Annotated in this window: 20 protein-coding genes; 10 read left to right on the top strand and 10 right to left on the bottom strand. The window is 71.0% G+C overall.

Annotation, left to right across the window (positions count from 1 at the left end; genetic code table 11):
- Nucleotides 1–26: 26 nt before the first annotated feature.
- Nucleotides 27–179: a hypothetical protein gene (locus Ato02nite_RS39875; protein ID WP_213011879.1), complete on the bottom strand. Its 153-nt coding sequence runs from the start codon at nt 177–179 to the stop codon at nt 27–29.
- 100 nt (nt 180–279) lie between these two features.
- On the opposite strand from Ato02nite_RS39875, the gene Ato02nite_RS39870 reads away from it, so the two are divergent.
- The gene (locus tag Ato02nite_RS39870) at nt 280–1,299 is read left to right on the top strand and encodes an aldo/keto reductase (protein WP_213011878.1); all 1,020 of its coding nucleotides are present in this window, start codon (nt 280–282) and stop codon (nt 1,297–1,299) included.
- Nucleotides 1,300–1,301: 2 nt separating this feature from the next.
- On the opposite strand, the gene Ato02nite_RS39865 is transcribed toward Ato02nite_RS39870, so the two are convergent.
- Nucleotides 1,302–1,895: a CGNR zinc finger domain-containing protein gene (locus Ato02nite_RS39865; RefSeq protein WP_213011877.1), complete on the bottom strand. Its 594-nt coding sequence runs from the start codon at nt 1,893–1,895 to the stop codon at nt 1,302–1,304.
- Between the two features lie 78 nt (nt 1,896–1,973).
- Between Ato02nite_RS39865 and Ato02nite_RS39860 the strand changes: the two genes are divergently transcribed.
- Entirely contained in the window at nt 1,974–3,155 is a 1,182-nt protein-coding gene (locus Ato02nite_RS39860) for an MFS transporter (RefSeq protein ID WP_213011876.1), read from the top strand.
- A gap of 56 nt (nt 3,156–3,211) precedes the next feature.
- Here Ato02nite_RS39860 and Ato02nite_RS39855 read toward each other — a convergent pair whose 3' ends face one another.
- The 3 genes from Ato02nite_RS39855 to Ato02nite_RS39845 form a co-directional block, all read right to left on the bottom strand.
- Nucleotides 3,212–3,508 carry a hypothetical protein gene (locus tag Ato02nite_RS39855; protein ID WP_213011875.1) on the bottom strand — a complete coding sequence of 99 codons (297 nt, stop codon included), beginning with the start codon at nt 3,506–3,508 and terminating at the stop codon, nt 3,212–3,214.
- A 111-nt stretch (nt 3,509–3,619) separates the two neighbouring features.
- Nucleotides 3,620–5,596, bottom strand: a complete 1,977-nt coding sequence (locus Ato02nite_RS39850) for a hybrid sensor histidine kinase/response regulator (protein WP_213011874.1) — start codon at nt 5,594–5,596, stop codon at nt 3,620–3,622.
- A 10-nt stretch (nt 5,597–5,606) separates the two neighbouring features.
- Complete coding sequence (locus Ato02nite_RS39845; RefSeq protein WP_213011873.1) at nt 5,607–6,305, bottom strand: sensor histidine kinase; 699 nt, start codon at nt 6,303–6,305, stop codon at nt 5,607–5,609.
- Between the two features lie 66 nt (nt 6,306–6,371).
- Between Ato02nite_RS39845 and Ato02nite_RS39840 the strand changes: the two genes are divergently transcribed.
- Entirely contained in the window at nt 6,372–9,542 is a 3,171-nt protein-coding gene (locus Ato02nite_RS39840; protein ID WP_246607987.1) for a PAS domain-containing hybrid sensor histidine kinase/response regulator, read from the top strand.
- Nucleotide 9,543: 1 nt separating this feature from the next.
- Here Ato02nite_RS39840 and Ato02nite_RS39835 read toward each other — a convergent pair whose 3' ends face one another.
- On the bottom strand, nt 9,544–10,320 hold the full coding sequence (locus Ato02nite_RS39835; protein WP_213011871.1) for a DUF1684 domain-containing protein: 777 nt from the start codon (nt 10,318–10,320) through the stop codon (nt 9,544–9,546).
- A gap of 57 nt (nt 10,321–10,377) precedes the next feature.
- Between Ato02nite_RS39835 and Ato02nite_RS39830 the strand changes: the two genes are divergently transcribed.
- Nucleotides 10,378–11,877, top strand: a complete 1,500-nt coding sequence (locus Ato02nite_RS39830; RefSeq protein ID WP_213011870.1) for a methyltransferase domain-containing protein — start codon at nt 10,378–10,380, stop codon at nt 11,875–11,877.
- 3 nt (nt 11,878–11,880) lie between these two features.
- Here Ato02nite_RS39830 and Ato02nite_RS53370 read toward each other — a convergent pair whose 3' ends face one another.
- The 4 genes from Ato02nite_RS53370 to Ato02nite_RS39810 form a co-directional block, all read right to left on the bottom strand.
- The gene (locus tag Ato02nite_RS53370) at nt 11,881–12,144 is read right to left on the bottom strand and encodes a beta-1,3-glucanase family protein (RefSeq protein ID WP_213011899.1); all 264 of its coding nucleotides are present in this window, start codon (nt 12,142–12,144) and stop codon (nt 11,881–11,883) included.
- Entirely contained in the window at nt 12,045–13,067 is a 1,023-nt protein-coding gene (locus Ato02nite_RS52895; RefSeq protein WP_213011869.1) for a discoidin domain-containing protein, read from the bottom strand. Before Ato02nite_RS52895 ends, Ato02nite_RS53370 begins: the two co-directional genes overlap by 100 nt.
- A 91-nt stretch (nt 13,068–13,158) precedes the next feature.
- Entirely contained in the window at nt 13,159–14,190 is a 1,032-nt protein-coding gene (locus Ato02nite_RS39815) for an LLM class flavin-dependent oxidoreductase (protein WP_213011868.1), read from the bottom strand.
- Nucleotides 14,191–14,225: 35 nt separating this feature from the next.
- Entirely contained in the window at nt 14,226–15,236 is a 1,011-nt protein-coding gene (locus Ato02nite_RS39810; RefSeq protein ID WP_213011867.1) for a LacI family DNA-binding transcriptional regulator, read from the bottom strand.
- 80 nt (nt 15,237–15,316) lie between these two features.
- On the opposite strand from Ato02nite_RS39810, the gene arfA reads away from it, so the two are divergent.
- From arfA to Ato02nite_RS39780, 6 genes are read left to right on the top strand one after another with little or no spacing between them, the layout of a single operon-like run.
- Complete coding sequence (gene arfA / locus Ato02nite_RS39805; protein WP_213011866.1) at nt 15,317–16,834, top strand: arabinosylfuranosidase ArfA; 1,518 nt, start codon at nt 15,317–15,319, stop codon at nt 16,832–16,834.
- Complete coding sequence (locus Ato02nite_RS39800; protein ID WP_213011865.1) at nt 16,831–18,165, top strand: ABC transporter substrate-binding protein; 1,335 nt, start codon at nt 16,831–16,833, stop codon at nt 18,163–18,165. Before arfA ends, Ato02nite_RS39800 begins: the two co-directional genes overlap by 4 nt.
- Nucleotides 18,166–18,167: 2 nt before the next feature.
- Entirely contained in the window at nt 18,168–19,103 is a 936-nt protein-coding gene (locus Ato02nite_RS39795; RefSeq protein WP_246607985.1) for a carbohydrate ABC transporter permease, read from the top strand.
- Nucleotides 19,100–19,924 carry a carbohydrate ABC transporter permease gene (locus Ato02nite_RS39790; RefSeq protein WP_246607984.1) on the top strand — a complete coding sequence of 275 codons (825 nt, stop codon included), beginning with the start codon at nt 19,100–19,102 and terminating at the stop codon, nt 19,922–19,924. The genes Ato02nite_RS39795 and Ato02nite_RS39790 overlap by 4 nt, the downstream gene beginning before the upstream one ends.
- A gap of 4 nt (nt 19,925–19,928) precedes the next feature.
- Nucleotides 19,929–22,046 (top strand): glycoside hydrolase family 43 protein, encoded by a 2,118-nt coding sequence (locus Ato02nite_RS39785; protein ID WP_213011864.1) that lies wholly within the window; start codon nt 19,929–19,931, stop codon nt 22,044–22,046.
- Nucleotides 22,043–23,065, top strand: a complete 1,023-nt coding sequence (locus Ato02nite_RS39780) for a glycoside hydrolase family 43 protein (protein ID WP_246607983.1) — start codon at nt 22,043–22,045, stop codon at nt 23,063–23,065. The genes Ato02nite_RS39785 and Ato02nite_RS39780 overlap by 4 nt, the downstream gene beginning before the upstream one ends.

Here is a 23,065-nt window from a genome sequence, read left to right as displayed (position 1 = left end):
CGCCCGCGCCGCGCCCCGGCGGACGGTCAGTAGCGGCGCCGGCCCTGCAGCCGGGTGAACAGCCCGCGCAACCGGCGCTGGTTCTCCGGCTTGGCCAGTTGGCGGCGGCCCTGGTCGACCAGCCGGCGGCCCTGCGGGCTCTGCAGGAAGGTGCGGACACGTTGGGCGAGGGTCGCCATGGTGGTGCCTCCTCGAATCAGGGTGTTACATCAGTTACCCCGTTGACACGCTCCGGAACCAGCGGGGTAATGAGATCATCTCGGTAAAAGGAGCTGGCTGATGGAATACCGCACCCTGGGTGGCACCGGCACGATCGTGTCGTCGCTGTGTCTGGGCACCATGACGTTCGGGAACGAGAGCAGCGAGGAGGTCTCGCACGCTCAGCTCGATCGCTTCGTCGAGGTCGGTGGCAACTTCGTCGACACCGCCAACGTCTACTCGCGCGGCGTCTCCGAGGAAGTCATCGGGCGCTGGCTCACGGCCCGGTCCGGCCTGCGTGACCAGCTTGTCATCGCCACCAAGGGCCGCTTCCCGATGGGTGACGACCCGAACTCGGCCGGCCTGACCAGGGTGAACCTGTCCCGCGCGCTCGACGCGAGTCTGCGCCGCCTCGGCATCGAGACGATCGACCTCTACCAGGCGCACGCCTGGGACCCGCTGACCCCGATCGAGGAGACGCTCGGGTTCTTCGACGACGCCGTCCGGGCCGGCAAGATCCGGTACGTGGGGGTCAGCAACTTCCTCGGCTGGCAGTTGCAGAAGGCGGCGCTGATCACCGAGTTCCGCGGGCTCGCGCCGATCGTCACCCTGCAGCCGCAGTACAACCTGCTGGTCCGGGAGATCGAGTTCGAGCTCGTCGACGTGTGCCGCAACGAGAACATCGGCATCCTGCCGTGGTCGCCGCTGGGTGGCGGCTGGCTGACCGGCAAGTACGTGCGCGACAGCGAGCCCACCGGTGCGACCCGGCTCGGCGAGGACCCGGGCCGCGGCATGGAGGCGTACGGTCCGCGCAACTCCGACACCCGCACCTGGCACATCCTCGACACTGTCCGCCGCGTCGCCGGGGAGCGCGGCGTGTCGATGTCGCAGGTGGCGCTGGCCTGGCTCGCCGACCGCCCGGCCGTCACGTCGGTGATCCTCGGCGCACGCACCCTGGAGCAGCTCGAGGACAACCTCGGCGCCGCCGGCCTGCACCTGACGGAGAAGGAGACCGAGCTGCTCACCGAGGCCAGCACCCCGGTGGTCGGCCAATATCCGTACGGCCCGCAGGGAATCGCCCAGCGCGACCGGAAGATCTGAGCTCAGGTCCGGCGGGCGGCCTGCCGCCGGGAAGCCTGCCGCTGGATCTTCGCATCCATCCCGCAGCCGTCCATCGTGCACCAGCGGCGGCTGCGGTTCTTGCTGGTGTCCAGGAACAGGCCGATGCAGCCGGCCTCGGCCGCGCACACCTTGACCCGGTCGAGCGGCCCGCCGGCGAGCAGCCGTACCGCCGACACCGCGACCGGCCACGACGCCCGGCCGGGATCGTCGCCGGTGAAGCGCCACTCGTACTCGTCGCCGGGGACGAGCTGAGCCACCGTCATCGCCTGGGCGTAGTGCGCCTGCACCACGCCCAGCGCGGTGGCCGGGGCCGCCCGCTTGCGGCCGATGGCCGCGAAGACCTCGAAGATCGCCTCGCGCAACGCGACCGCGTCGCGAAGATCGGCCTCGTTGCCGCGGGCCGCGAGCCGGGCGGCCGTGCCGGCGTCGATCAGGCCGGCGTACGCGGACCAGGCGCTGAGATCGGCGTACGAGTGCAGCAGTTCCTCCGGATGGGCGGTGGCCCGGCCGTCCATCGTGTTGGCGAAGTCCAGGCATGCCACCCCGCCGAAGAGTTCCAGAAACACTGATTCCACCCAACGATGTTTCACCCGCATCAGCGGCGGTATGTTCCAGTCAAAGGAGCTTAGCCTGCATCAACCGGAGGGGATGCCATGCTGCTGCTCAGTGTGCTGACGCTGGGAATCGCCGACTCGATGGTCGGCCCCTACCTCGTCCTCTTCGGCACCGGGACGGCCCACCTGTCCCCGCTGCAGGCCGGTGTCTTCATCTCGCTGACCTCGGTGAGCGGGCTGGCGGTGAGCACCTGGCTCGGCCGCCGCTACGACCGCAGGGCGAGCCGGTGGCCGGCCCTGGTCGCGGTCGGTGCGGCCGCCGCCGGGTACGCGGCGCTCACCACGACCACCGACTACCTGGTCCTGCTGCTCGTCGCGGCCGGGCTGCTCAGCGCCGGAACAGCGGCCTTCCCGCAGATCTTCGCCCTGGCCCGGACCCACCACGACCGGGCCGGCGGCTCGGCGTCGCGCCGGCGGACACCGGCGCTGCGCTCGACCTGGTCGCTCGCGTGGGCGATCGGGCCGATGATCGGCGCCGCGCTGCTGGCCTCGGGCGGATACCGCCGGCTCCTGCTGACCACCGCCCTCGTCTTCGTCCTCGTCGCGGCCCCCCTTCTGCTGCTCGGCCGGACACCCCGGCCGCGGCCCGCCGAGCCCACCCGCCCGGACGAGCGGCGCCCACCCCGGGCGATGCTGCTGGCGGCCGGCAGCTTCACCTGCTTCCACACCGCGATGCTGTCCGGCTCGGTGGTCCTTCCGCTGTACGTGACCGGCACCCTGCACCGGCCGGACAGCCAGGTGGGCGTGCTGTTCACCGTGTGCGCGCTGGTGGAGATCCCGGCGGCGCTGGCCACGATGCTGATCCCGGCCGGCGTACGCAAGAAGGTGATCCTGGCCGGCATGGCGCTGTTCGCCGTCTACTTCGTCCTGGTCGCGTCGGCCACCACGATGCCGGCGCTGATCGGCACGCAGGTGGCGCGCGGCATCGCGCTGGCGGTGGCCGGCACGCTCGGCATCACCTTCGTGCAGGACCTCGCCCCGGACTCGCCGGGCCGGGCCACCACCCTGTTCGCCAACACCCTGACCGTGGGATCGCTGGTCTCCGGGCTGCTCGCCGGGGCCATCATCCAGGCGGTGGGCTTCCGCTCGGCCTTGCTGGCCTGCGCCGCGCTCGCCGTGGCCGGGTGCGTCCTGCTGGCCGCGGTACCCCGGACGGCCCGGCCACCGGCCACTCCGGAGAGATCGTCAGCCCTCGTGAAGGCACTTCGAGACGACGAGTAGCCGGACGGTGCTGCCTCCGCTCAGGCTGATCTCGAAGCCGTCCATCGTGTCGACCTTCAGATCGGCGGCACCGACCCAGGGGTCGCCGGAGCCTCCGGGGCGGGCATCAGCCCTTCGGCCTTCCACCGCTCGGCCAGCCGGGCGTACGCCGCCGGCTGCTTGTCGGCATGCTCGCGAGCCTGACGCTGCGCCGTGCTCTCCGCAACGGTCGGTGTGTAATCCCCGCCCTGGCCCGCATGGTCCGCCGCACATCCCGCGAGCAGAACCGCCGTCGTGACCAGAACCAGCCGCGCCGAAACCCCCGCCACGATGCCCACCCCCTGTGGCGCTTCAAGGTAGATGATCGCGGCCACGTCCGGTTGCGCGAGAGTCGCGGCACGTGCCGGTGTTGCACGCCGGTCGCGCGGTGCCGGCGGTCGGGTGCGAGTGCGGTTGTGGGAGTCGCCGCCCGTACGGAAGAAGGGTCAGGCTTTCTGGGCTTTGTCGGTGAGGCGGTCGTGGACGGCGTTGAGCAGCTCCGCGCGGGTGAAGGGTTTGCCGACCACCGTGACGCCGGGCTCGAGCAGGCCCTGGTCGGTCATCAGCGGGCCGGCGAAGCCGGACATGTACAGCACCGGCACGCCGGGCAGGACCGTGCGCAGTGCCTCGGCCAGTTCGGGGCCGTTCAGGTGGGGCATGACCACGTCGGAGAGCACGCCGTCGATCGGGCCGTCGTGCCGGCGGGCTATCTCCAGGGCCTCCTGGCCGTTGGCGGCGGCCAGCACCCGGTAGCCGTCCCGGGTCAGGATGCGGGTGGCTACCTCGCGGACCCCGTCCTCGTCCTCGGCCAGCAGGATGGTCTGCCCGGCGGTCGCCTTCACGGCGGCCTGCGGCGCGTGGCCGGGCCGTGGTTCGCCGGTGGCCGGCAGGTAGAGGCTCACGGTGGTGCCGTGGCCGGGGGCCGAAGCGATGACCAGTTCGCCGCCGGCCTGCCGGACGATGCCGAACGCGGTGGCCAGGCCAAGCCCGGTGCCCTGGCCCTTCGGTTTGGTCGAGAAGAACGGCTCGACGGCCCGGTCCAGCACCTCGGGCGGCATGCCCACGCCCTCGTCCCGGACCGCGATGCGGATGTAGTCACCGGGCGGCAGACCGGCCGGCCTCTCCGGACCGGCGTTGCCCGTCTCCAGCGTGAGGGCGCCGCCGTCGGGCATCGCGTCCCGGGCGTTGAGAGCCAGGTTGAGCAGGGCCTGGCTGAGCTGGTCGCCGTCGATCCGGGTGTTGCCGACGGCCGGGTCGAGGCGGGTCTCGATCCGGACCTGTTTGCCGACCGTCGCCTCGGCCAGGTCGCGGACCTCGGCGACCACGGTGTTGGGCCGCACCACCGACGGTTGCACCACCTCGCGCCCGCCGAAGGTGAGCAGCTGGTGGGCCAGGTGGGCGGCCCGCTGGCCGGCACGGTGGATCTTCTCGAGGTCGCCGAGCATCGGGTCGGCGACCGCGGCGGTCAGCCGGGTGTCCACCGCCTCCCGCAGGGACTCCTGGGTGAACTCGCTGAACGACAGGATGATGTTCAGGATGTTGTTGAAGTCGTGTGCGATGGCGCCGCTGAGCCGGGCCAGGCCGTCGAACCGCTCGGCGATCCGGCGTCGTTCGGCGAGGTGCCGCTGCTCCTCGGCCTCGACCACGGTGGTCACGTCGTCGACGGTGGCGACGAACCCGGTCTCGTCGCCCTCCTCCTGGGTGACCCGGATGCGGGTGTGCAGCCACCGGTGCCGGCCGTCGCCCAGGTGGATCCGGCCGTAGAAGTCGGCGTTCGCGGCCGCCCGTAACTCGTCCCGGTGCTCCTCGGGCACGCAGCGCAGCCAGCCGAGCCGCAGCAGGTCGTGCCCGGTGGCGCCGGTGATGTCGAGCAGCCGCGGATTGACGTAGGAGGCCTGCAGGTCGATGCTGCCGGACACGATCCCGACCGGGGACAGGTCGGCCAGTGCCTGGAAACGGGCCTCGCTCTCGTCCAGGGCGAGCACCTTCTCGACCAGCTTGGCGTTCACCGTGCGCAGGTGCTCGCTGGTGACCGGGCCGGTGGTCGGTTCGGGCCGGTGGTGCAGGGCCTCGCCGACCGCGGCGAGCAGTTCGGCCGGGTCGGCGGACTTGGCCACCACCCGGGCCACGCCGTACGCGTCGGCCAGCGGCCCGGCCTCGTCGGGCGCGTAGTTCGCGGTGTAGAGCAGCACCGGGATGCCGGCCGTGCCGGCGTCGGCCCGCAGCGCCTCGACGAACTCGTAACCGTCCATCCCCGGCATGACCACGTCGGCCAGGACGACGTCCGGGTGCAGCCGGCGGGCCAGGTCGAGCGCCTGCCGTCCGGCCGCTGCCTCGATCACCTCGTAGCCACCCTCGTCGAGGGTCATCCGGGCAACCTCGCGGTTGGTGGCGCGGTCGTCCACGACCAGCACGGTGGCCATGCGGACCTCCTCAGGCGCGGGGCAGGGTCACGGTGAAGACGGTGCCGTCCGGTCCGGTGGCCATCCCGAGCGTGCCGCCGTGCCGGACGGTGGCCCGCTGGGCCAGGGCGAGGCCGAGGCCGCTGCCGGCCACCTCGCGTTCCTCGGCGGCGGTGCCCCGCTCGAAGGGCTGGAAGATCCGCTGCTGTTCGCCGGCCGGCAGCCCGGGCCCGTGGTCGGCCACGCTGATCGCCGCGCCGGTGACGGTGACCTCGATGTCCGCCTCGGTGCTGTATTTGATCGCGTTGTCCAGCAGTTCCGTCACGATCAGGCGGGCCGCGGCGGGGGTGATCGCGGCCGGTGCCGGGCCGGTCGACGCGTGCAGGCGGCGGCCGTGCTCGACCGCGGCCGGGGTGAGTTCCGCGACGACCTCGGCGGCGACCGTGCCGCAGTCGGTGGACCCGGGCGGTTCGTCGTCCCGCGTCTCCAGCTTGGCCAGCGCGACCACCCGCTCGATCGTGGCCAGCAGGCCGGTCGCGCTGTCGGCGATCAGTTGCAGTTGCCGGTCCTGCTGCACGGGGTCGGCACCACCACAGGTGATCTTGCGGCGCATCAGGCCGGCGAGGCCGATGATGCCGGTCAGCGGACTGCGCAGATCATGGCCGAGGCGGGACAGGGCGGCGCTGTCGAGCAGGCGCGCCGGTTCCGGCACCGGTACAGCCGTGACCACGGCCACCCCCATTTGTCGCGAAACGTGAGCAACCTACGCATCGTAGTTGAGACGCTATTGAGCGTGATGCTGTTTCGTGGTGTGCGATGGGCGCGGCTCGCCGGGATCCACCAGGCCGCCGCCGCGGTGACGGTGCTCGTCGGGGTGGTGGTGCTGACCGGCCACTGGCTGAACGCGCAGCCGCTGGCCACGGTCGCGCCGGGACTGCCGCCGATGTCGCTGACCAGCGCCCTGCTGGCGATCTGCGCCGGAACCGCCCTGTGGGCTTCCGGGCCGCCGCCCACGAGCCCGGTCCGGCGCTGGGCGGGGCGGCTGCTGGCGGCCGTGGTGGTCGTCGGTGCTGTGGTGATCATCCGCCGGCGGGGTGCGACGCTGGATCTGCCGCTCCTGTCGGTGCTGGATCTGCCGGGCCGGGACTTCGGCTTCGACGGTGGCGCCAGCCGGCCGCCGCTGCGGTCACCGGTGGCGTTCCTGCTCATCGGGCTGAGCCTGCTCGCCATCGACCTGGACGCCCGCCGCGGCCATCGCCCCGCGCAACTGCTGGCCACCGCGGCGGGACTGCTGGTCGGGGTGACCGTGCTGGCGGCCGGGCTGGGGCTCGCGCCGATCGCCGAGGAGGCCCACGCGTACATCATGCCGGTCCTGACGGAGGTATCGCTCCTGGCGATGTCCGTCGGTGTTCTCATGGCGCGGCGCGGCGGCCTGGCCGTCGCGGTGTTCGGCAGCTCCTATCTCGGCGGCCGGACCGTGCGCCGGCTCGCCCCGGCGGTGGGCGGCGTCGTCGTCCTGATCGGCGTCGTGATCGCCGCGATCAACCGCACCCAGCGGGCCATCGACGGGCTCGCCCTGACCGTCGCGATCAGCGGCCTGCTGCTGACCCTCTACCTGGTGCTGCTCAGTGCCGGTTTCATGCTCAACGAGGTCGACGCCCGGCAGCGCGACCTGATCGCCGAGCTGCGCGAACAGCGCGATTTCAGCGAGACCGTGCTCGGCTCGCTGATCGAGGGGGTGCTCGCGGTCGCGCCCGACGGCACGATCCTGCGGGTCAACGCCCGCTGGTGCGACTTGACCGGGTTCACCGCCGACGAGCTCATCGGGCGGCGCCCGCCCTACCCATGGTGGCGGGACGGCGCGACGACCCGGCGGTGGCACGAACTGCGGGAGACCTTCGACGCGGGGGAGACCGGCGAGTTCGACTGCGAGGTCTATCGCCGCGACGGCACCGCCGTGCCGGTACTGGTCGGCTTCCGGCACCTGCAGGACACCGGCGAACAGACCGGGGTGCTCGTGGTCACCTGCCGCGACGTCACCGAACGGGACCGGCAGGAGTCCGAGCGGCGCCGGATGACCCAGCAGCTCGACCACTTCTTCACGATGTCGCGGGACCTGCTGTGCATCGCCGGCACCAACGGTTACTTCCTGCGGGTCAACCCGGCGTGGGAGCGCACCCTGGGCCACTCGACCGCCGACCTGCTCGCTCGCCCGTACCTGACGTTCGTGCACCCGGACGACCGGCAGCACACCGCCGAGACGGTGGCCCGCCAGGTCGACGGCCACGCGGCGGCCGGCTTCGACAATCGCTTCCTCGCCGCCGACGGCGGCTACCGCTGGTTCAACTGGAACGCCACGGCCGCCGACGACCAGGGCACCATCTACGCGGTCGCGCGGGACATCACCGACAGCAAGAAGGCCGCGCTGGCCCTGGCCAGGGCGCGGGACGAGGCGCTCGCCGCCGCCCAGCTCAAGTCGCAGTTCGTGGCCATGGTCAGCCACGAGATCCGCACCCCGATGAACGGCGTCATCGGCCTGACCAAGCTGCTGCTGGACACGCCGCTCGAACCGGCGCAGCGCCGCTACTGCGAAGCCATCCGCAGCTCCGCCCGCTCGCTGCTGGCGATCATCAACGACATCCTGGACTTCTCGAAGATCGAAGCCGGCAAGATCACTCTCGCGCCGGCCGACTTCGACCTCGGCAACCTGGTCGAGGAGGTCGCGCACGCCGCCGCGGCCGCCGCCCGGGACAAGGACATCGACGTGATCACCTACTACCCACCCGAGCTGCCCGAGCGGATCCGCGCCGACGAGGGCCGGATCCGCCAGATCCTGCTCAACCTGGCCGGCAACGCGGTCAAGTTCACCCACGCCGGGCAGGTCCTGATCCGCGTGGACGCGGCGCCCACGGTCCGGGACGGCCGCCGCGAGTACACGTTCAGCGTCAGCGACACCGGCATCGGCATCGACCGGGAGAAGATCAAGGAGCTGTTCGAGCCGTTCGTCCAGGCGGACGCCACCACCAGCCGCGAGTTCGGCGGCACCGGGCTGGGCCTGGCCATCAGCCGCCAGCTGGTCGAGCTGATGGGCGGCGAGCTACGGGTCGACAGCACGCCGGGGGAGGGCAGCCGCTTCCACTTCCGGCTCAGCCTCACCGAACCGGCCGGCCACCGCGCCCGCCGGGTCCGCGACGAACTGGCCGGTCGCCGTCTGCTGCTGGTCGACCCCAACCCGACCAGCGCGGCCTTCCTCGCCGAGCACGTCCGCACCTGGGGCACGGACGTCACCACCGCGGCGACCGCATCCGACGCCCGGCGGGCGCTCGCCGACGCCGCCGCGGCCGGCCGGCCGTTCGACCTCGCGGTCGTCGACCACCACCCGCCGGAACTGGACGGCGCCGCCCTGGTCGCCGAGATGGACGGGCCGGTCTGCCTGCTGCTCACCCGGGACGCCGCCGACCCGGTGCACAGCGGCGACGTGCTGGCCAAGCCGGTCGGCCCGTCGGCCCTCTACAACTACCTGCTGCAACAGCTGCGACCGCCGGCCGGCCCGCCGGACGCCCGGCGGCCCGCGGTGCCCGGCACCCGCAAGCGGGTCCTGCTCGCCGAGGACAACGAGATCAACCAGCTGGTCGCGGTCGACACGCTCGACGCCCTGGGCTACGACGCCGACATCGCCCACAACGGCGCCGAGGCGGTGGAGCTGGCCGCCTCGGGCGACTACGAGGCGATCCTGATGGACTGCCAGATGCCCAAACTCGACGGGTACGAGGCGACCAGCCGGGTGCGCAGCCAGGAGACCGGCCGGCACATCCCGATCATCGCGATGACCGCCGGAGTCCTGCAGGACGACCGCCGCCGCGCCTACCAGGCCGGAATGGACGACTTCCTGGCCAAGCCGATCGACCCGGACGAACTGCGCGCCACCCTCGACCGCTGGACCACGCACGACACCCCGGCCGTCTAGTTCAGGCCCGTTCGTACGGGATCTTCTCGCCGGCCTCCACCGCGACCGGCAGGCGGTTCTCCGCCGGCGGGAGTGGGCAGGTGGCGAAGTCGGTGTACGCGCACGGCAGGTTGGTCGCCCGGGTGAAGTCGAGCACCACCGTGCCGTCGGGGTCGGGCACGTCGATTGCCAGGCTGCGGTTGGCGGCGTAGGTCGTCACCCCCGACGTCTCGTCGGTGAACAGCGCGAACAGCGAGCCCGGGGCGCGGCCGTTGAAGGCCGTGAGCGCGAGCGGCGTGCCGAGCACCTCGAACTCGACCTGGCCCGGCGACTCGTAGACGTGTTCGAGCCCTTCGACCGCCGCGCCCACGGTGATGTCCCGCGGCTCCGGGAACGGCACGAACCGGCCGGTCAGCACCCATTTCTCGTCCGGTTCGTAGGCCGGCGTGCCCTTGAAGTCGACCCGCAGCGGGTTGGACGGGTGGCGCGGGCGGACGATGTCGAAGCCGCCGCGCTTGGCCACCTCGATGACGGCGTCGCCGGCGCCGACGTTGATGCCGTCGCGCTCGGCGATCACGCCGAGCTCCTGCCGCCCGGTGACCTCGGTGCCGTCGATGGTCACAGACTCGCCGTCGGCCAGGTCGACGACCACGCCGCCCGGCCCGGTCGACCACTCGCCCGGCGCGTCGGGGAACCGCTGCGGGATCTCGGTCAGGAAGTTCAGGCTGGTGATGGCCAGGAATCCGTGCGGGTCGGCCAGTTTCTGCTCGTGCTCGGTGTGCCACTGTGCCCAGGTCATGGCTCCAGCCTATCTCTACATGAGCAGTAGGAGATAGGGCCGAGTTACGATCTTGGGATGTACCTGCTCTTCCCCGGCCGGCACCACCTGCTGACCCGATTCCAGGCGGACTATCTGCAGGGCCACACCGGCCGGGAGGTCGTCTGGGCGGTCACGTCGGCCAACCACGAGAACACCAAGCGCAACCCGGTCCCGTACCACCGCCGGGAGGCCGCCATCGAGCGCCTCAGCGTGCTCAGCGGCCTCCGCTCGGTGGTGGTGCCGATCTTCGACGCCGCCCCGACCAGCGCGTTCGCCGAGGTGACGCTGAAGACCGTGGCCGTGGCGACCGGACTCGACCTGACCCCCGAGAACACCGTGGTGGCCTGCTCCACGCCCGAGGTCGCCGCCCTGTACGAGAAGCTCGGCTTCCCGATCGCCCCGGTGGAGGACGACCCGGCCCTGCCCGAAAAGCCCGAGCGTCCGTGGGACGTCCTGCTGCGCCTGGCGGCCGGCGACGAGACCTGGCGCGAGCTGGCCCACCCGGCCACCATCGACGTCTTCGAGCGCTACCGGCTGGTCGAGGCGGTCCGCACCGCGGTCAACGATCCACTGGTCGGCGACGAGGGCGGCCTCACCGCCACCCGCGACTACCGGACGTACGTCGAAGCCTTCGCCGGCGCGGCCGAACGCAAATGGTCGGCCGTCCGCCGTTACGTCGAACCCGGCCGGATCGTCGACATCGGCTGCGGCGCCGGCTCGCTGCTGGAGTTGGCCGACCGCGAACCGGCCCTGCACGAGAGCGACCTGATCGGCGTCGAGATCGCCCGGCATCTCTATCAGGAGTGCGTGCACAAGAAGGCGCAGGGCGTCTTCCAGAACGCCAACGTGTACTTCTACCAGCGCAACGTCCTCGGCGGCGCGATCTTCGCGGACCGCTCGGTGGACACCACGCTCACCTTCGCCCTGACCCACGAGATCTGGTCCTACGGTGCCCAGCGGGAGTCGCTGCGCCAGTTCATCCGCCGGATCTACGACCACACCGCGCCCGGCGGCGTCTGGATCAACAGCGACGTCTGCGGCCCCGACGACCCGCGCCGCGAGGTGCTGCTGCGCCTGTCGGTCGCCGACGGCGACAACCCCGCGTCTCCCCGGCCCGACCTGGCCGGTCTCAGCTCCGAGGAGATTCAGGCGTACGTCGGAAGCCTCTCCACCCGCGCCCGCCTCGACCAGTTCGCGGTCGACTTCGCCTTCCCGTGCGAGTACGAGCCGGTCGGCGACGACACCGTCCGGATCGAGCTGGCGACCGCGATGGACTACCTGACCCGCAAGGACTACCTGGACAACTGGCTGTCCGAGACCCGCGAGCAGTTCTGCGGCCTCAGCTTCGCCGACTGGACCGAACTGCTCGCCGAGGTGGGCTTCGACCTCGACCCGTCCTCCCACCCGATCCGCAACGACTGGGTCATCGAGAACCGGATCGCCCCGGTCGCCGCCCTCACCGACCTGAGCGGCCGGCCGGTCGACTGGCCGGCCACTCATCTGCTCGCGGTGGCCCGGCGCGGCCGCGCCGGGTAACGCTCACCAGCCGACGGCGACCAGGAGGTACTGCGGGTCCGAGTGCGAGATGAACGTGGACTGGCCGGCCACGTCGTCGTACGGGAAGCCGTAGGCCAGGTTGCCGAGCGCGTTGTCGTGCCAGAACTTGGCGTAGTAGTTGGCCGGCGCCGCCCGGTAGAAGTTGCTCACCGTCTGCTGCTGGGCCGCGGGCAGGTCGGCGGTGTGCCGGTTGAGCGACGCGCACTGGCTGGCGTTCGACGCGAGCGGCCCCGAGCAGCCGAAGATCTGCTGGGTGGTGGCGCTGACCCCGACCGACGACGCGTACGAGGACAGGTAGTTCTGATACTGCCCGCCGGGCTGGAAGACCGGGTCGCTGCCCGGTGCCAGGATCCGGTAGGGCGAGGTCGCGGTGGCGGAGTGGTGAACTCGATGAAGTCGTAGTACTGGCTGGTGGGGGAGCCGAGGTAGAAGTACATCCGGCCGGCCGAGTTGGCCGGCATATCGAGGTAGGGCTGCTCGGCGATGGAGTGCGTCTGCCCGTTGAAGTTCCAGTAGACCTGGCTGTCCGGGTACTTGCCGTTGGTGCGGTTGAGCACCTTGACCTCGACGACGTTGTGCGCGGCCGGGATGCCGCCGGTGTCACCCCAGAACGAGTCCGGCATGGTGCTGCCGCCGCTGGGCGGGGTGGTGGGCGGCGTGCCGGTCGAGGACCCGAAAACCTGAAATTCCCACAGCGAATAGCCGTACGGGGTGGCGCGCACGGTGCCGTTCATCCGCACGTACCGCCCGGAACCGCTCACCGCGAGGGTCTGCACCCCGCCGGCGCCGGTCGTGGTGCTGTAGATCGTGGTCCAGGTGCTGCCGTTGGCCGAGGTCTGGATCTGGAAGGACTTCGCGGACGCGGCCTCCCAGTTGAGCGTCACCGACGTGATCGTGGCCGTCGCGCCGAGGTCGACCTGCAGCCACTGCGGGTCGCCGAATGCGCTCGACCAGCGCGTGCCGGTGTTGCCGTCGACCGCCGCGCTCGCCGGGAACGAGCCGTTCTCGGTGCTCGACGACGTGGCGGGGCGGCCTTGCGAGAGCAGGGTGTCGGCGGCGTGCGCGGCACCGGAGGCGATGGCGGCATAGGCGCCGGCCAGGAGCAGGAGCAGGGCGCCGAGCGCGGCTGTAACCAGCCGGGGACGACGCCGGGGGATGGCGTGTCGCATGGGACTCTCCAGGGGGAGTGACGCGCCCTCGCGGCTTGGGGGATGCGAGAGCGCTCTCACCGTCCGAGTCTCATCGACCGAAGTCGTTACCTCAAGGCGTCCTGGTTCCGGAACTCCAGCCGATCGCCGGGGCGATGTGCTGGACGATCGTCTCCAGGATGCGGGCGTTGTAGGCGACGCCCAGCTGGTTGGGCACCGTGAACAGCACCGAGTCGGCTGCGCGGACCGCCTCGTCGCTGGCCAGCTCGGCGGCGATCTTGTCGGGCTCACCGGCGTACGTCCGGCCGAAGCGTGAGCGGACCCCCTCGAGCAGGCCGACCTGGTCCTCGTTCTCGGAATTGCCGAAGTAGAGCCGGTCGATCTCCTCGGTGATCGGCAGCACGCTGCGGGACACCGACACGCGCGGCTCGCGGGTGTGCCCCGCTTCTTTCCAGGCGTCCCGGTAGAGCTGGATCTGCTCGGCCTGGAGCTGGTCGAACGGCACGCCGGTGTCCTCCGACAGCAGTGTGGAACTCTGCAGGTTCATGCCCTGCGCGGCCGCCCACCGCGCGGTCTGCCGGGTGCCGGCGCCCCACCAGATGCGGTCGCGCAGGCCGGGCGACTGCGGCTGGATGGCCAGCCCGCCGCTGATGCCGGTGCGGGCCGGGTCGGTGCGGGCCACCGCCTTGCCGCTGATCGCCGCCAGGAAGATGGTGGTCTTCTCCCGGGCCAGGTCGGCCGCGGTCGACCCCTCCGGCGGCACGTAGCCGAACGTGTGGGCGCCGTTGAGCACGGTCTCCGGGGATCCCCGGCTGACGCCGAGCTGCAGCCGGCCGCCCGAGATCAGGTCGGCGGCCGCGGCCTCCTCGGCCATGTAGAACGGGTTCTCGTACCGCATGTCGATCACGCCGGTGCCGATCTCGATCCGCCGGGTGCGCGCCCCGATCGCCGAGAGCAGCGGAAACGGCGAGGCGAGCTGCCGCTCGAAGTGATGCACCCGGACGAACGCCCCGTCGACCCCGAGCTCCTCGGCCGCCTCGGCCAGCTCGATGGTCTGCAACAGCGAGTCCGCCGCACTGCGGGTCTGCGACCCCGCCGCGTCCCGCCAGTGCCCGAACGACAAGAACCCGATCTTCTTCTCCACGTCGGCACCAACCGCGGCCGGGCCGGGCGGATTCCCTAGGACCGTGCCGTGCTCTGCCGCGCGAGCAGCTCGAACGACGCGAACCCCTCCCGCGGCGATGCGGCCGGCCCGTCGGTGATGCGGCGTTCGAGCAGGGCCAGGGCCAGCCGGGCGATCTCCGCCTTGTCCGGGCGGATGGTGCTGAGCGTCGGGGTGTGGAACTCGCCCTCCTCGATCCCGTCGAAGCCGATCACCGCCACCTCGGACGGCACCTGGCGGCCGCGCTCGTGCAGGGCCCGCAGGGCGCCGATGGCGAGCAGGTCGTTGAAGCAGAACACGGCGTCGGGAGGCGCCGGCAGGTCGAGCAGGGCGTGCATGGCGGCGTAGCCGTCGGCCCGGTGGTAGCTCTTGGCCGGGATCACGATCGACGCGTCGTAGCGGATCTTCGCGGTGCGCAGGGCCGCACGGTAGCCGCGCAGGCGCAGCGCCGCGGTGCCGCCGGAGATGTGCGGCTGGCTGCCGATCGCGGCGATCCGGCGCCGGCCTAGGGCGATCAGGTGCGCGGTCGCGGTGGTCGCGCCGGCCACGTTGTCGATGCTCACGTGGTCGACCGGGGCGTGTGCGAGCCGCTCGCCGAGCAGCACCAGCGGCGTGTGGTCGCGGCGCTGGTCGATCTCCTTGGCGGTGAGCGCGAGCGGGCTGACGATCAGCCCGTCGATCAGGTGCGACTTGATGCCCTCGAGGACGACGTGCTCGCTGTCCTTGGCGCCCTGGGTCTCGTCGACCAGCACCGTCCAGCCGTGTCCCTTTGCCTGTTGGACGAACTGGGCCGCGAGCTCGGCGAAGTAGGGCGAGCTGATCTCCGGGACGGCCAGCGCGACCACCCCGGTGCGGCCGCCGCGCAGCAGCCGGGCGGAGAGGTTGGGCCGGTAGTCCAGCTCCTCGAGAGCGGCCCTGACCTTGGCCCGGGTGGCGTCGGAGACGAACTGGAAATCGTTGATCACATTGGAGACGGTTTTGACCGAGACCCCGGCGCGCAGCGCGACGTCCTTGATGCTGGCACCCACGGGCGGCCCCCTCTCGATCGCCATTAAACCAAATTTCCAGCTCTTTACAACGTAGTAAACAACGTTGTAAAACCTAGCCCATGCACACCGCGAGGTTGACTCTCGATCCGGCGTTCCGAATCGGATCCATCGATCGCCGGCTGTTCGGCTCATTCGTCGAGCACATGGGACGGTGCGTCTACACCGGCATCTTCGAGCCCGGCCACCCGCGGGCCGACGACCTCGGCTTCCGGCAGGACGTGCTCGAGCTGGCCGGCGAGCTCGGCGTGACGGTGGTGCGCTACCCGGGCGGCAACTTCGTCTCCAACTACCGGTGGGAGGACGGGGTCGGCCCGCGCGAGTCCCGGCCCACCCGGCTCGACCTGGCCTGGCGCTCCATCGAGAGCAACCAGTTCGGCCTGGGGGAGTACATGGCGTGGATCCGCCGGCTCGGCGCCGAGCCGATGCTCGCGGTCAACCTCGGCACCCGTGGCCTCGCCGAGGCCGTCGACCTCCTGGAGTACTGCAACTTCCCGGGTGGCACCGAGATGTCCGACCGGAGGATCAAGAACGGAGACCCCGATCCGTACGGGGTGAAGCTCTGGTGCCTCGGCAACGAGATGGACGGTCCCTGGCAGATCGGACATCAAACCCCGATGGAGTACGGGCGGAAGGCGGCCGAGACGGCCCGGGCCATGCGCCGTCTCGACCCGTCCGTCGAACTCGTCGCCTGCGGCAGTTCCAACCGGCAGATGCCCACGTTCGGCTCGTGGGAGGCGACCGTCCTCGAGCAGTGCTACGACCAGGTCGACTACGTCTCGATGCACGCGTACTACCAGGAGCGCGACGGCGACGCGGACAGCTTCCTCGCCTCGGCCGTCGACATGGACGCGTTCATCGAGGACGTGATCGCCACCGCCGACCACGTGCGGGCGGTCAACCGCAGCGGCAAGCGCCTGCGGATCTCCTTCGACGAGTGGAACGTGTGGTACGCCGACCGGTTCCCGGGCGAGGCCGGGCTCGACTGGGCGCAGGCGCCGCGCCTCATCGAGGACGAGTACAACGTGCTCGACGCCGTCGTGGTCGGCACCTATCTGATCTCGCTGATCGGCCACGCCGACCGGGTGGCCATCGGCTGCCAGGCGCAGCTCGCCAACATCATCGCCCCGATCCGCACCGAGCCCGGCGGCCCGGCCTGGCGGCAGAGCATCTTCCACCCCTTCGCGGCGGCCGCCCGGCTGGCCCGGGGTGACGCCCTGCGGGTCGAGCCGGAGTCGCCGCTGCTGGAGACCGCAAAATACGGCCCGGTGCCGGCGCTGACCGCCGCGGCCTCGCTGGACGCCGAAACCGGCGGGGCCGCCCTGTTCGCGGTCAACCGCGACCGCACCACCCCGCTCGAACTCACCGTCGACCTGCGCGCCCTGCCGGGTGCCACGTTGCGCTCGCACGTGCTGCTCGCCGACGACGACCAGCGCGCCACCAACAACCAGCACAACCCCGACCGCGTCGTTCCGCGCACCGCCGCGGGCCGGGTGGAGGACGGCCGGCTGACCGTCACCCTCCCGCCCGCGTCCTGGAACGTCGTGGAGCTTTCCACCGACGCTAGGAGTCCCGCATGAACCCCTCCGCCAGCTCCTTCTCCCGCCGCCGCTTCCTCGCCCTCACCGGCGGTGCCGGTTCCGCCGTCGCTCTCGCCGCCTGCGGTGGCACCTCCAAGGCCCCGACCGCCGCCCCGGCCGGTGGCAACGGCGGTGCCAGCTACAGCGGCCCGAACGTGACGATCAGCTTCTGGAACGGCTGGACCGGCAGCGACGGCCAGACCGCGCAGAAGATGGTCGACCAGTTCAACAAGGAGAACCCCGCCGTCCAGGTGAAGATGAACGTCTTCCAGTGGGCCGACTTCTACCAGAAACTGCCGGCCGCCGTGCAGAGCGGCAACGGCCCGGACGTGGGCGCCATGCACATCGACGACATGCCGACCCAGGCCGCCCAGCAGGTGATCGTGCCGATCGACGACATCGCGAACGCCCTCGGGCTCAAGGAGTCCGACTACGCGCCGGCCGTCTGGAACGGCGGCGTCTATCAGGGCAAGCGGTACGGCATCCCGATCGACGTACACAATCTTGGTCTTTATTACAACAAGACGGTCATGGAGAAAGCCGGCCTCGACCCGTCGAAGCCACCGACCACCAAAGACGAGTACATGACGCAGCTGGACACCCTGAAGAGCAAGGGCATCCAGGGATCGTGGGTCTCGCCGTTCCAGTTCACCGGCGGGTTCCAGTTCGAGTCGCTGCTGTGGCAGTTCGGCGGCGACGTGTTCAGCTCCGACAACTCCAGCGCCACCTGGAACGCCGACCCCGGCGTGCAGGCGCTCACCTGGATGGTCGACCTGGTCAAGAACGGCTACAGCCCGAAGAACGTCGGCCAGGACGCCGACTACCTGTCGCTGAAGAACGGCAAGAACGTCTTCAACTGGCAGGGGATCTGGCAGGTCAACGACGTGGCCGCGCTGACCGCGTTCGAGATCGGCACCGCGCCCCTGCCGAAGATCGGCTCGACCGGCGGGGTCTGGGGCAACAGCCACCAGTTCGTCCTGCCGCGCAAGAAAGACAACGACGCCAACAAGGCCAACGCCAGCCGGTTCTTCATCAACTGGTTCACCCAGCACTCGGCCGACTGGGCCAAGAGCGCCAAGGTCCCGGCCGAGAACGAGCTCGCCCAGGGCGCCGACTTCAAGGCCATCCCCGGGCTGCAGTCGTTCGCCGAGGACGTGCAGTTCACCCACTTCCCGCCGTCGGTGGCCGGCATCGGCGACGCCCTCGCCCAGCTCTACACCGGCGTGCAGAGCGCGGTGCTGCTCAAGCAGGACCCGGCCGCGGCGCTCAACTCCGCCGCCGACAAGGCCAACAAGATCCTGGCCGACAACAAGAAGAAGTACGGAGCCTGATCGTGGCCGTCGACGCCCGGCCGGCGCGATCCGTCGCTGCGCCGGCCGCAGAACCGGGTGGTGCCGTACGCCGGCACGGGCCGCTCACGCCGTACCTCTTTCTGTTGCCCTTCGGCGTGTTGTTCATCGGTTTCGTGCTGATCCCGGCGATCTACGGACTCTGGGTGAGCCTGCACGACTACAACTACCTGCTGCCGGGCAAGCCGTGGACCGGGCTGCAGAACTACATCGACCTGTTCACCCCCGGCAGCCGGGACAGCGGTGACTTCTGGAAGAGCATGCTGGCCACCGGCATCTTCACGGTGTTCAGCGTGCCCTTCCTGATCGTCTGCCCGCTGGGGGTGGCGCTGCTGCTCAACCGGGCCTTCAAGGGCCGGGGGTTCTTCCGGGCGGTCTTCTTCGCGCCGTACGTGCTCGGGGTGGCCGTGGTCGGCATCCTGTTCCGCTTCGTGCTCGACCCCAACATCGGCCTGGTCAACTACTACCTCGGCAGTGCCATCCCGTGGACCACCGACCTGCCGTGGGCCTGGATCTCGCTGATCGGCATGACGGTCTGGTGGACGCTCGGCTTCAACGCCGTCATCTACATGGCCGGTCTGCAGGACATCTCGCCCGACCTGTACGAGGCGGCCCGGGTGGACGGCGCGTCGCGCTGGGACGAGTTCCGCAACGTGACATTGCCTGGCCTGAGACCTGTCATGGCGTTTGTCACGACAATCACCATCCTGGCGTCCGCGAACATGTTCGGACAATCGTTCCTGCTGACAAAGGGTGCACCGGCCAACGAGACACGGACGGCCATCATGTACATCGCCGAGACCGGCCTCGGGAACAACCGGCAGGGCATGGCGGCCGCGATGAGCTACATCCTCGCGCTGCTGCTCATGGCGGTCAGCCTCCTCAACCTGCGCCTCACCCAGCGAAGGGGGGCCTCGTGAAACCCGGCCGCGTTCTCTTCTGGCTCACCCTCGGGGTGCTCACGGTCATCTTCGTGGCACCGCTGCTGTGGATGCTCACCACGTCGTTCAAGACCAACAACGACGCCACCGCGCTGCCACTGTCCTGGCTGCCGCGCCCGTTCACCGGCGACGCCTACTCGAGCGTGCTCACCACCAACTCGGCCACCCCGGTGCTGCGCTGGTTCGTCAACAGCATGATCGCCGCCACGGCCAACGCGGCACTCATCGTGGCGGTCGACGCGATGGCCGCGTACGCCCTGGCCCGCATGCGTTTCCACGGCCGCCGGCTGGTCAGCGCGACGGTGATCGGCACCTTGTTCGTACCGCCGTTCCTGTTCCTGATCCCCAACTTCCTCATCGTCAGCCGGTTGGGCTGGCTCGACTCGCTCTGGGCGATCATCGTCCCGTCGGCCGGCGGCGCGTTCGGTGTCTTCTTCCTGCGCCAGTTCTTCGCGGCACTGCCGGTCGAGCTGGAGGAGGCGGCGCTCATGGAGGGCGCCAACCAGTGGCAGATCTTCACGCGCATCGTGCTGCCGCTGGCCCGCCCGGCCCTCGCCACGCTGACCGTGCTGTCGTTCCTGACGAACTGGAACGACTTCCTCTGGCCGATCTACGTCCTGTACAGCGCCGAGAACCTGACCCTGCCGGCCGGGCTGGGCAACCTGCAGAACGCCGCCACCACCAACTATCCGATCGCGATGGCCGGTGCCGTGGTGGCCAGCGTGCCGGTGCTGCTGCTGTTCGTCGCCGCCCAGCGCCACGTCATCCAGAGCGTCACGCACACCGGTGTGAAGGGGTGATCCCGTGTTTGCCGCCCTCCTGCTGACCCTGAGCCTGTTCGTCAACCCGGTGTCGCAGTCCTTCGCCGACACCTATGCCGACCCCACCGTCATCCGCGGTCAGGACGGCTTCTGGTACGCCTACGCCACGAGCGACCCGCTCCGCTCCGGCGAGGGGACCGCCCACCACATCCCCATCTCGCGCTCGTCCGACCTGGTCCACTGGGCGTACGTGGGGGATGCCCTCACCGGCCCGGCGGCACCCTATGTCGCTCCCGGCGCCTCCTACTGGGCGCCGGATGTCCGCTACCTCGACGGCCGTTACGTCATGTATTACGCGGTCACCGACACGACGGTCTCGCCGGACGGCTCCGACTTCGCGATCGGCGCGGCGGTGGCGCCGACCCCGGCCGGGCCGTGGACCCAGCAGCCCGCGCCGGTCGTGGCCCCGCGTCCCGGCGGAGGCGGCGGCTATCTCAGCACGATCGACCCGGCCCAGCTGACCGCGGCCGACGGCACCCGGTACCTCTACTTCGGCAGCTACTACGGCGGCATCTCGGTGGTGCGGCTGACCGCCGACGGCCTGACCGCGGCGAGCCCGCCGACGATGGTGGCGATCGACAACAAGTACGAGGGCGCCTACGTCGTCCGGCACGGCTCCTACTACTACCTGTTCGCCTCGTCGGCGAACTGCTGCGCCGGCCCGGCCACCGGATATTCGGTCTCGGCCGGCCGTTCCGCATCTCCACTCGGACCGTTCTCCGACTCTCGCGGCATCTCGCTGACCGCCTCGCGGGCCGGCGGTACGACGGTGGTCACCCAGAACGGCAATCGCTGGATCGGCGCGGGCCACAACGGCGTGGTCACCGATCTGGCGGGCCAGGACTGGCTGGTCTATCACGCCATCGACCGCGATCGGCCCTACCTGGACCAGCCGTACGGCATCAACCGGCGACCGATGCTGCTCGACCGCCTCGACTGGATCGACGGCTGGCCGGTGGCGCGGGCCGGCGCCGGCCCGTCGGACAGCCCGCAACCGGCGCCGGCCGGCACCGGCGCGGAGACGTTCTCCCACCCGGTGAGCTGGCTGCCGGCCGGGTGGCGGGTCACCCCCGACGGCTACGCGACCGGCAGCGGCACCGCGCTACGGCCGGTCCCCGCCGGCGACCTGCGCGTCGAGGCCGACCTGCGGGTGCCGGCCGGATCGTCGGCGGGCCTGATCGCCGGTCCGGCCCGGGTCGTGCTGGACCGCGCCGCCGGGCAGCTGATCGCCACGGCCGGTGGGAAGCGGGCCGCCGCGCCGCTGCCGGCCGGGGTCGATGCCGGGGCGTGGCACAACCTCGCGGTCTCGGTGCGCGGGCGGCATCTCGTCGCGGAGCTCACCGAGGCGCGGCAGAGCGGGCCGATCGTCAGCGTCGATCTCACCGTCCCGGCCGGGGCGCGGGTCGCCGGGTTCACCGGGCGGGGCGACGTCGACAACTTCAGCGCGCAGCGCCTCTACCGGCCGGTCACCCGCATGGTTCCGGCCCCGGCGGTGGGGCGGGTGACCTGGTCGGACGAGTTCACCGGGGGTGCACTCGGCGCCGGCTGGTCGTGGGTGCGGCCGAACGCCGCGGTCACCGTGGCCGGCGGAACGCTGAACTGGCCGATCGAGGCGGGCGACCTCACCGGCACCGGCAACACCGCGTCGGTGCTGCTGCGGGACGCCCCGGCCGGGAACTGGACGGCCGAGACGAAGCTGACGCTGGCTCTCGGCACCGACGACGTGCGCAACTATCAGCAGGCCGGGCTGATCGCCTACGCCGGGGACGACGACTTCGCGCGCCTCGACGTGGTGTCGATCTGGAACACCCGGCAGATCGAGTTCGGACGGGAGCTGCCCTACGCCGGCTCGCTCGCCTACGGCGGGATCACCGTGGGCACCCCGGCCACGACGACCTGGCTGCGGCTGGTGCACCGGGTCGGTGCGAGCGGCGAACACCTGTTCCGTTCCGAGTCGAGCACCGACGGCCGCACCTGGGACCTCGGCGGAGTCTGGACCTTCCCGGCCGGCAGCCGGCCGAGGATCGGCCTGGACGCGCACGGCGGCACCACCCCACCGGTGACCGCCCACTTCGACTACCTGCGGATCCACCAGCCGTGATCCGGCGTGCCGTGGCCACCGCGGTCGTTCTGCTCCTGGCCGCCTGCACCTCGCAGGCGGCCGGGCCGACCCCCGGAGCACCGATGACCTTCACGAATCCGGTCTACGACAAGAACTTCCCCGACCCGGGGGTGCTGCACGTCGACGGCACCTGGTTCGCCTACGGCACCAACAGCGCCGTCGCCAACGTGCCGCTGCTGACCTCCACCGACCTCGTGCACTGGACCGAGCGGGGCGACGTGCTGCCCCAGGTCGGTTCCTGGGCGGACTACGGCAACACCTGGGCGCCCGAGGTGCTGCGCACCGACGCCGGGAAATACGTCCTCTACTACACCGCCCGCCGGCGGAAGGCCGACCGGCAGTGCATCGGCGCGGCCGTGGCCGACGACCCGCACGGCCCGTTCGCCGACCCGTCGCCCGAGCCACTGATCTGCCAGGACGACGAGGGCGGCTCGATCGACGCGAGCCCGTTCCGCGACGACGACGGCTCGCTCTACCTGTACTGGAAGAACGACGGCAACCACATCGGTGTCCCCAGCCACCTGTACGCCCAGCGCCTCACCGCCGACGGCCGCACGCTGACCGGCGACCGGGTACGCCTGCTCACCAACGACAAACCGTGGCAGGGCGCGGTGGTGGAGGCCCCGGAGATGCTGCGCCACGACGGCAAGCTGTACCTCTTCTATTCCGGTGGTCCGTTCGACCAGGACGGTTACGCCGTCGGTTACGCCACCTGCGACACGCCGATGGGCCCGTGTCAGGACGCGCCGGAAAATCCGATCCTGCGCTCGTCGGCCGGGGCCGCCGGGCCGGGTCACTGTTACCCGGTCACGCTGCCGGACGGCACCACCTGGCTGCTCTACCACGCCTGGCCACCGGACGCCGTCGGCAGCGTCGCGCCCGGCCGGCAGATGTGGCTGGACCGCGTGGACTGGGTCGGCGGCAAGCCGGTCGTCCACGGCCCCACGGCCACCGCGCAGCCGGCCCCCGGGACGACAAACCTCAATAAAGGGGGATAG

Origin of the sequence: Paractinoplanes toevensis (genome assembly GCF_018332695.1) — a bacterium.
GTDB lineage: Bacteria > Actinomycetota > Actinomycetes > Mycobacteriales > Micromonosporaceae > Actinoplanes > Actinoplanes toevensis.
This window is presented reverse-complemented; position numbering and strand designations above follow the sequence as displayed.

Coding starts and splice junctions, on each gene's coding strand:
- Ato02nite_RS52895 (WP_213011869.1), bottom strand. CDS start 13,067: ATGCGACACGCCATCCCCCGGCGTCGTCCCCGGCTGGTTACAGCCGCG.
- Ato02nite_RS39860 (WP_213011876.1), top strand. CDS start 1,974: ATGCTGCTGCTCAGTGTGCTGACGCTGGGAATCGCCGACTCGATGGTC.
- Ato02nite_RS39835 (WP_213011871.1), bottom strand. CDS start 10,320: ATGACCTGGGCACAGTGGCACACCGAGCACGAGCAGAAACTGGCCGAC.
- Ato02nite_RS39800 (WP_213011865.1), top strand. CDS start 16,831: ATGAACCCCTCCGCCAGCTCCTTCTCCCGCCGCCGCTTCCTCGCCCTC.
- arfA (WP_213011866.1), top strand. CDS start 15,317: ATGCACACCGCGAGGTTGACTCTCGATCCGGCGTTCCGAATCGGATCC.
- Ato02nite_RS39840 (WP_246607987.1), top strand. CDS start 6,372: ATGCTGTTTCGTGGTGTGCGATGGGCGCGGCTCGCCGGGATCCACCAG.
- Ato02nite_RS39870 (WP_213011878.1), top strand. CDS start 280: ATGGAATACCGCACCCTGGGTGGCACCGGCACGATCGTGTCGTCGCTG.
- Ato02nite_RS39850 (WP_213011874.1), bottom strand. CDS start 5,596: ATGGCCACCGTGCTGGTCGTGGACGACCGCGCCACCAACCGCGAGGTT.
- Ato02nite_RS39830 (WP_213011870.1), top strand. CDS start 10,378: ATGTACCTGCTCTTCCCCGGCCGGCACCACCTGCTGACCCGATTCCAG.
- Ato02nite_RS39875 (WP_213011879.1), bottom strand. CDS start 179: ATGGCGACCCTCGCCCAACGTGTCCGCACCTTCCTGCAGAGCCCGCAG.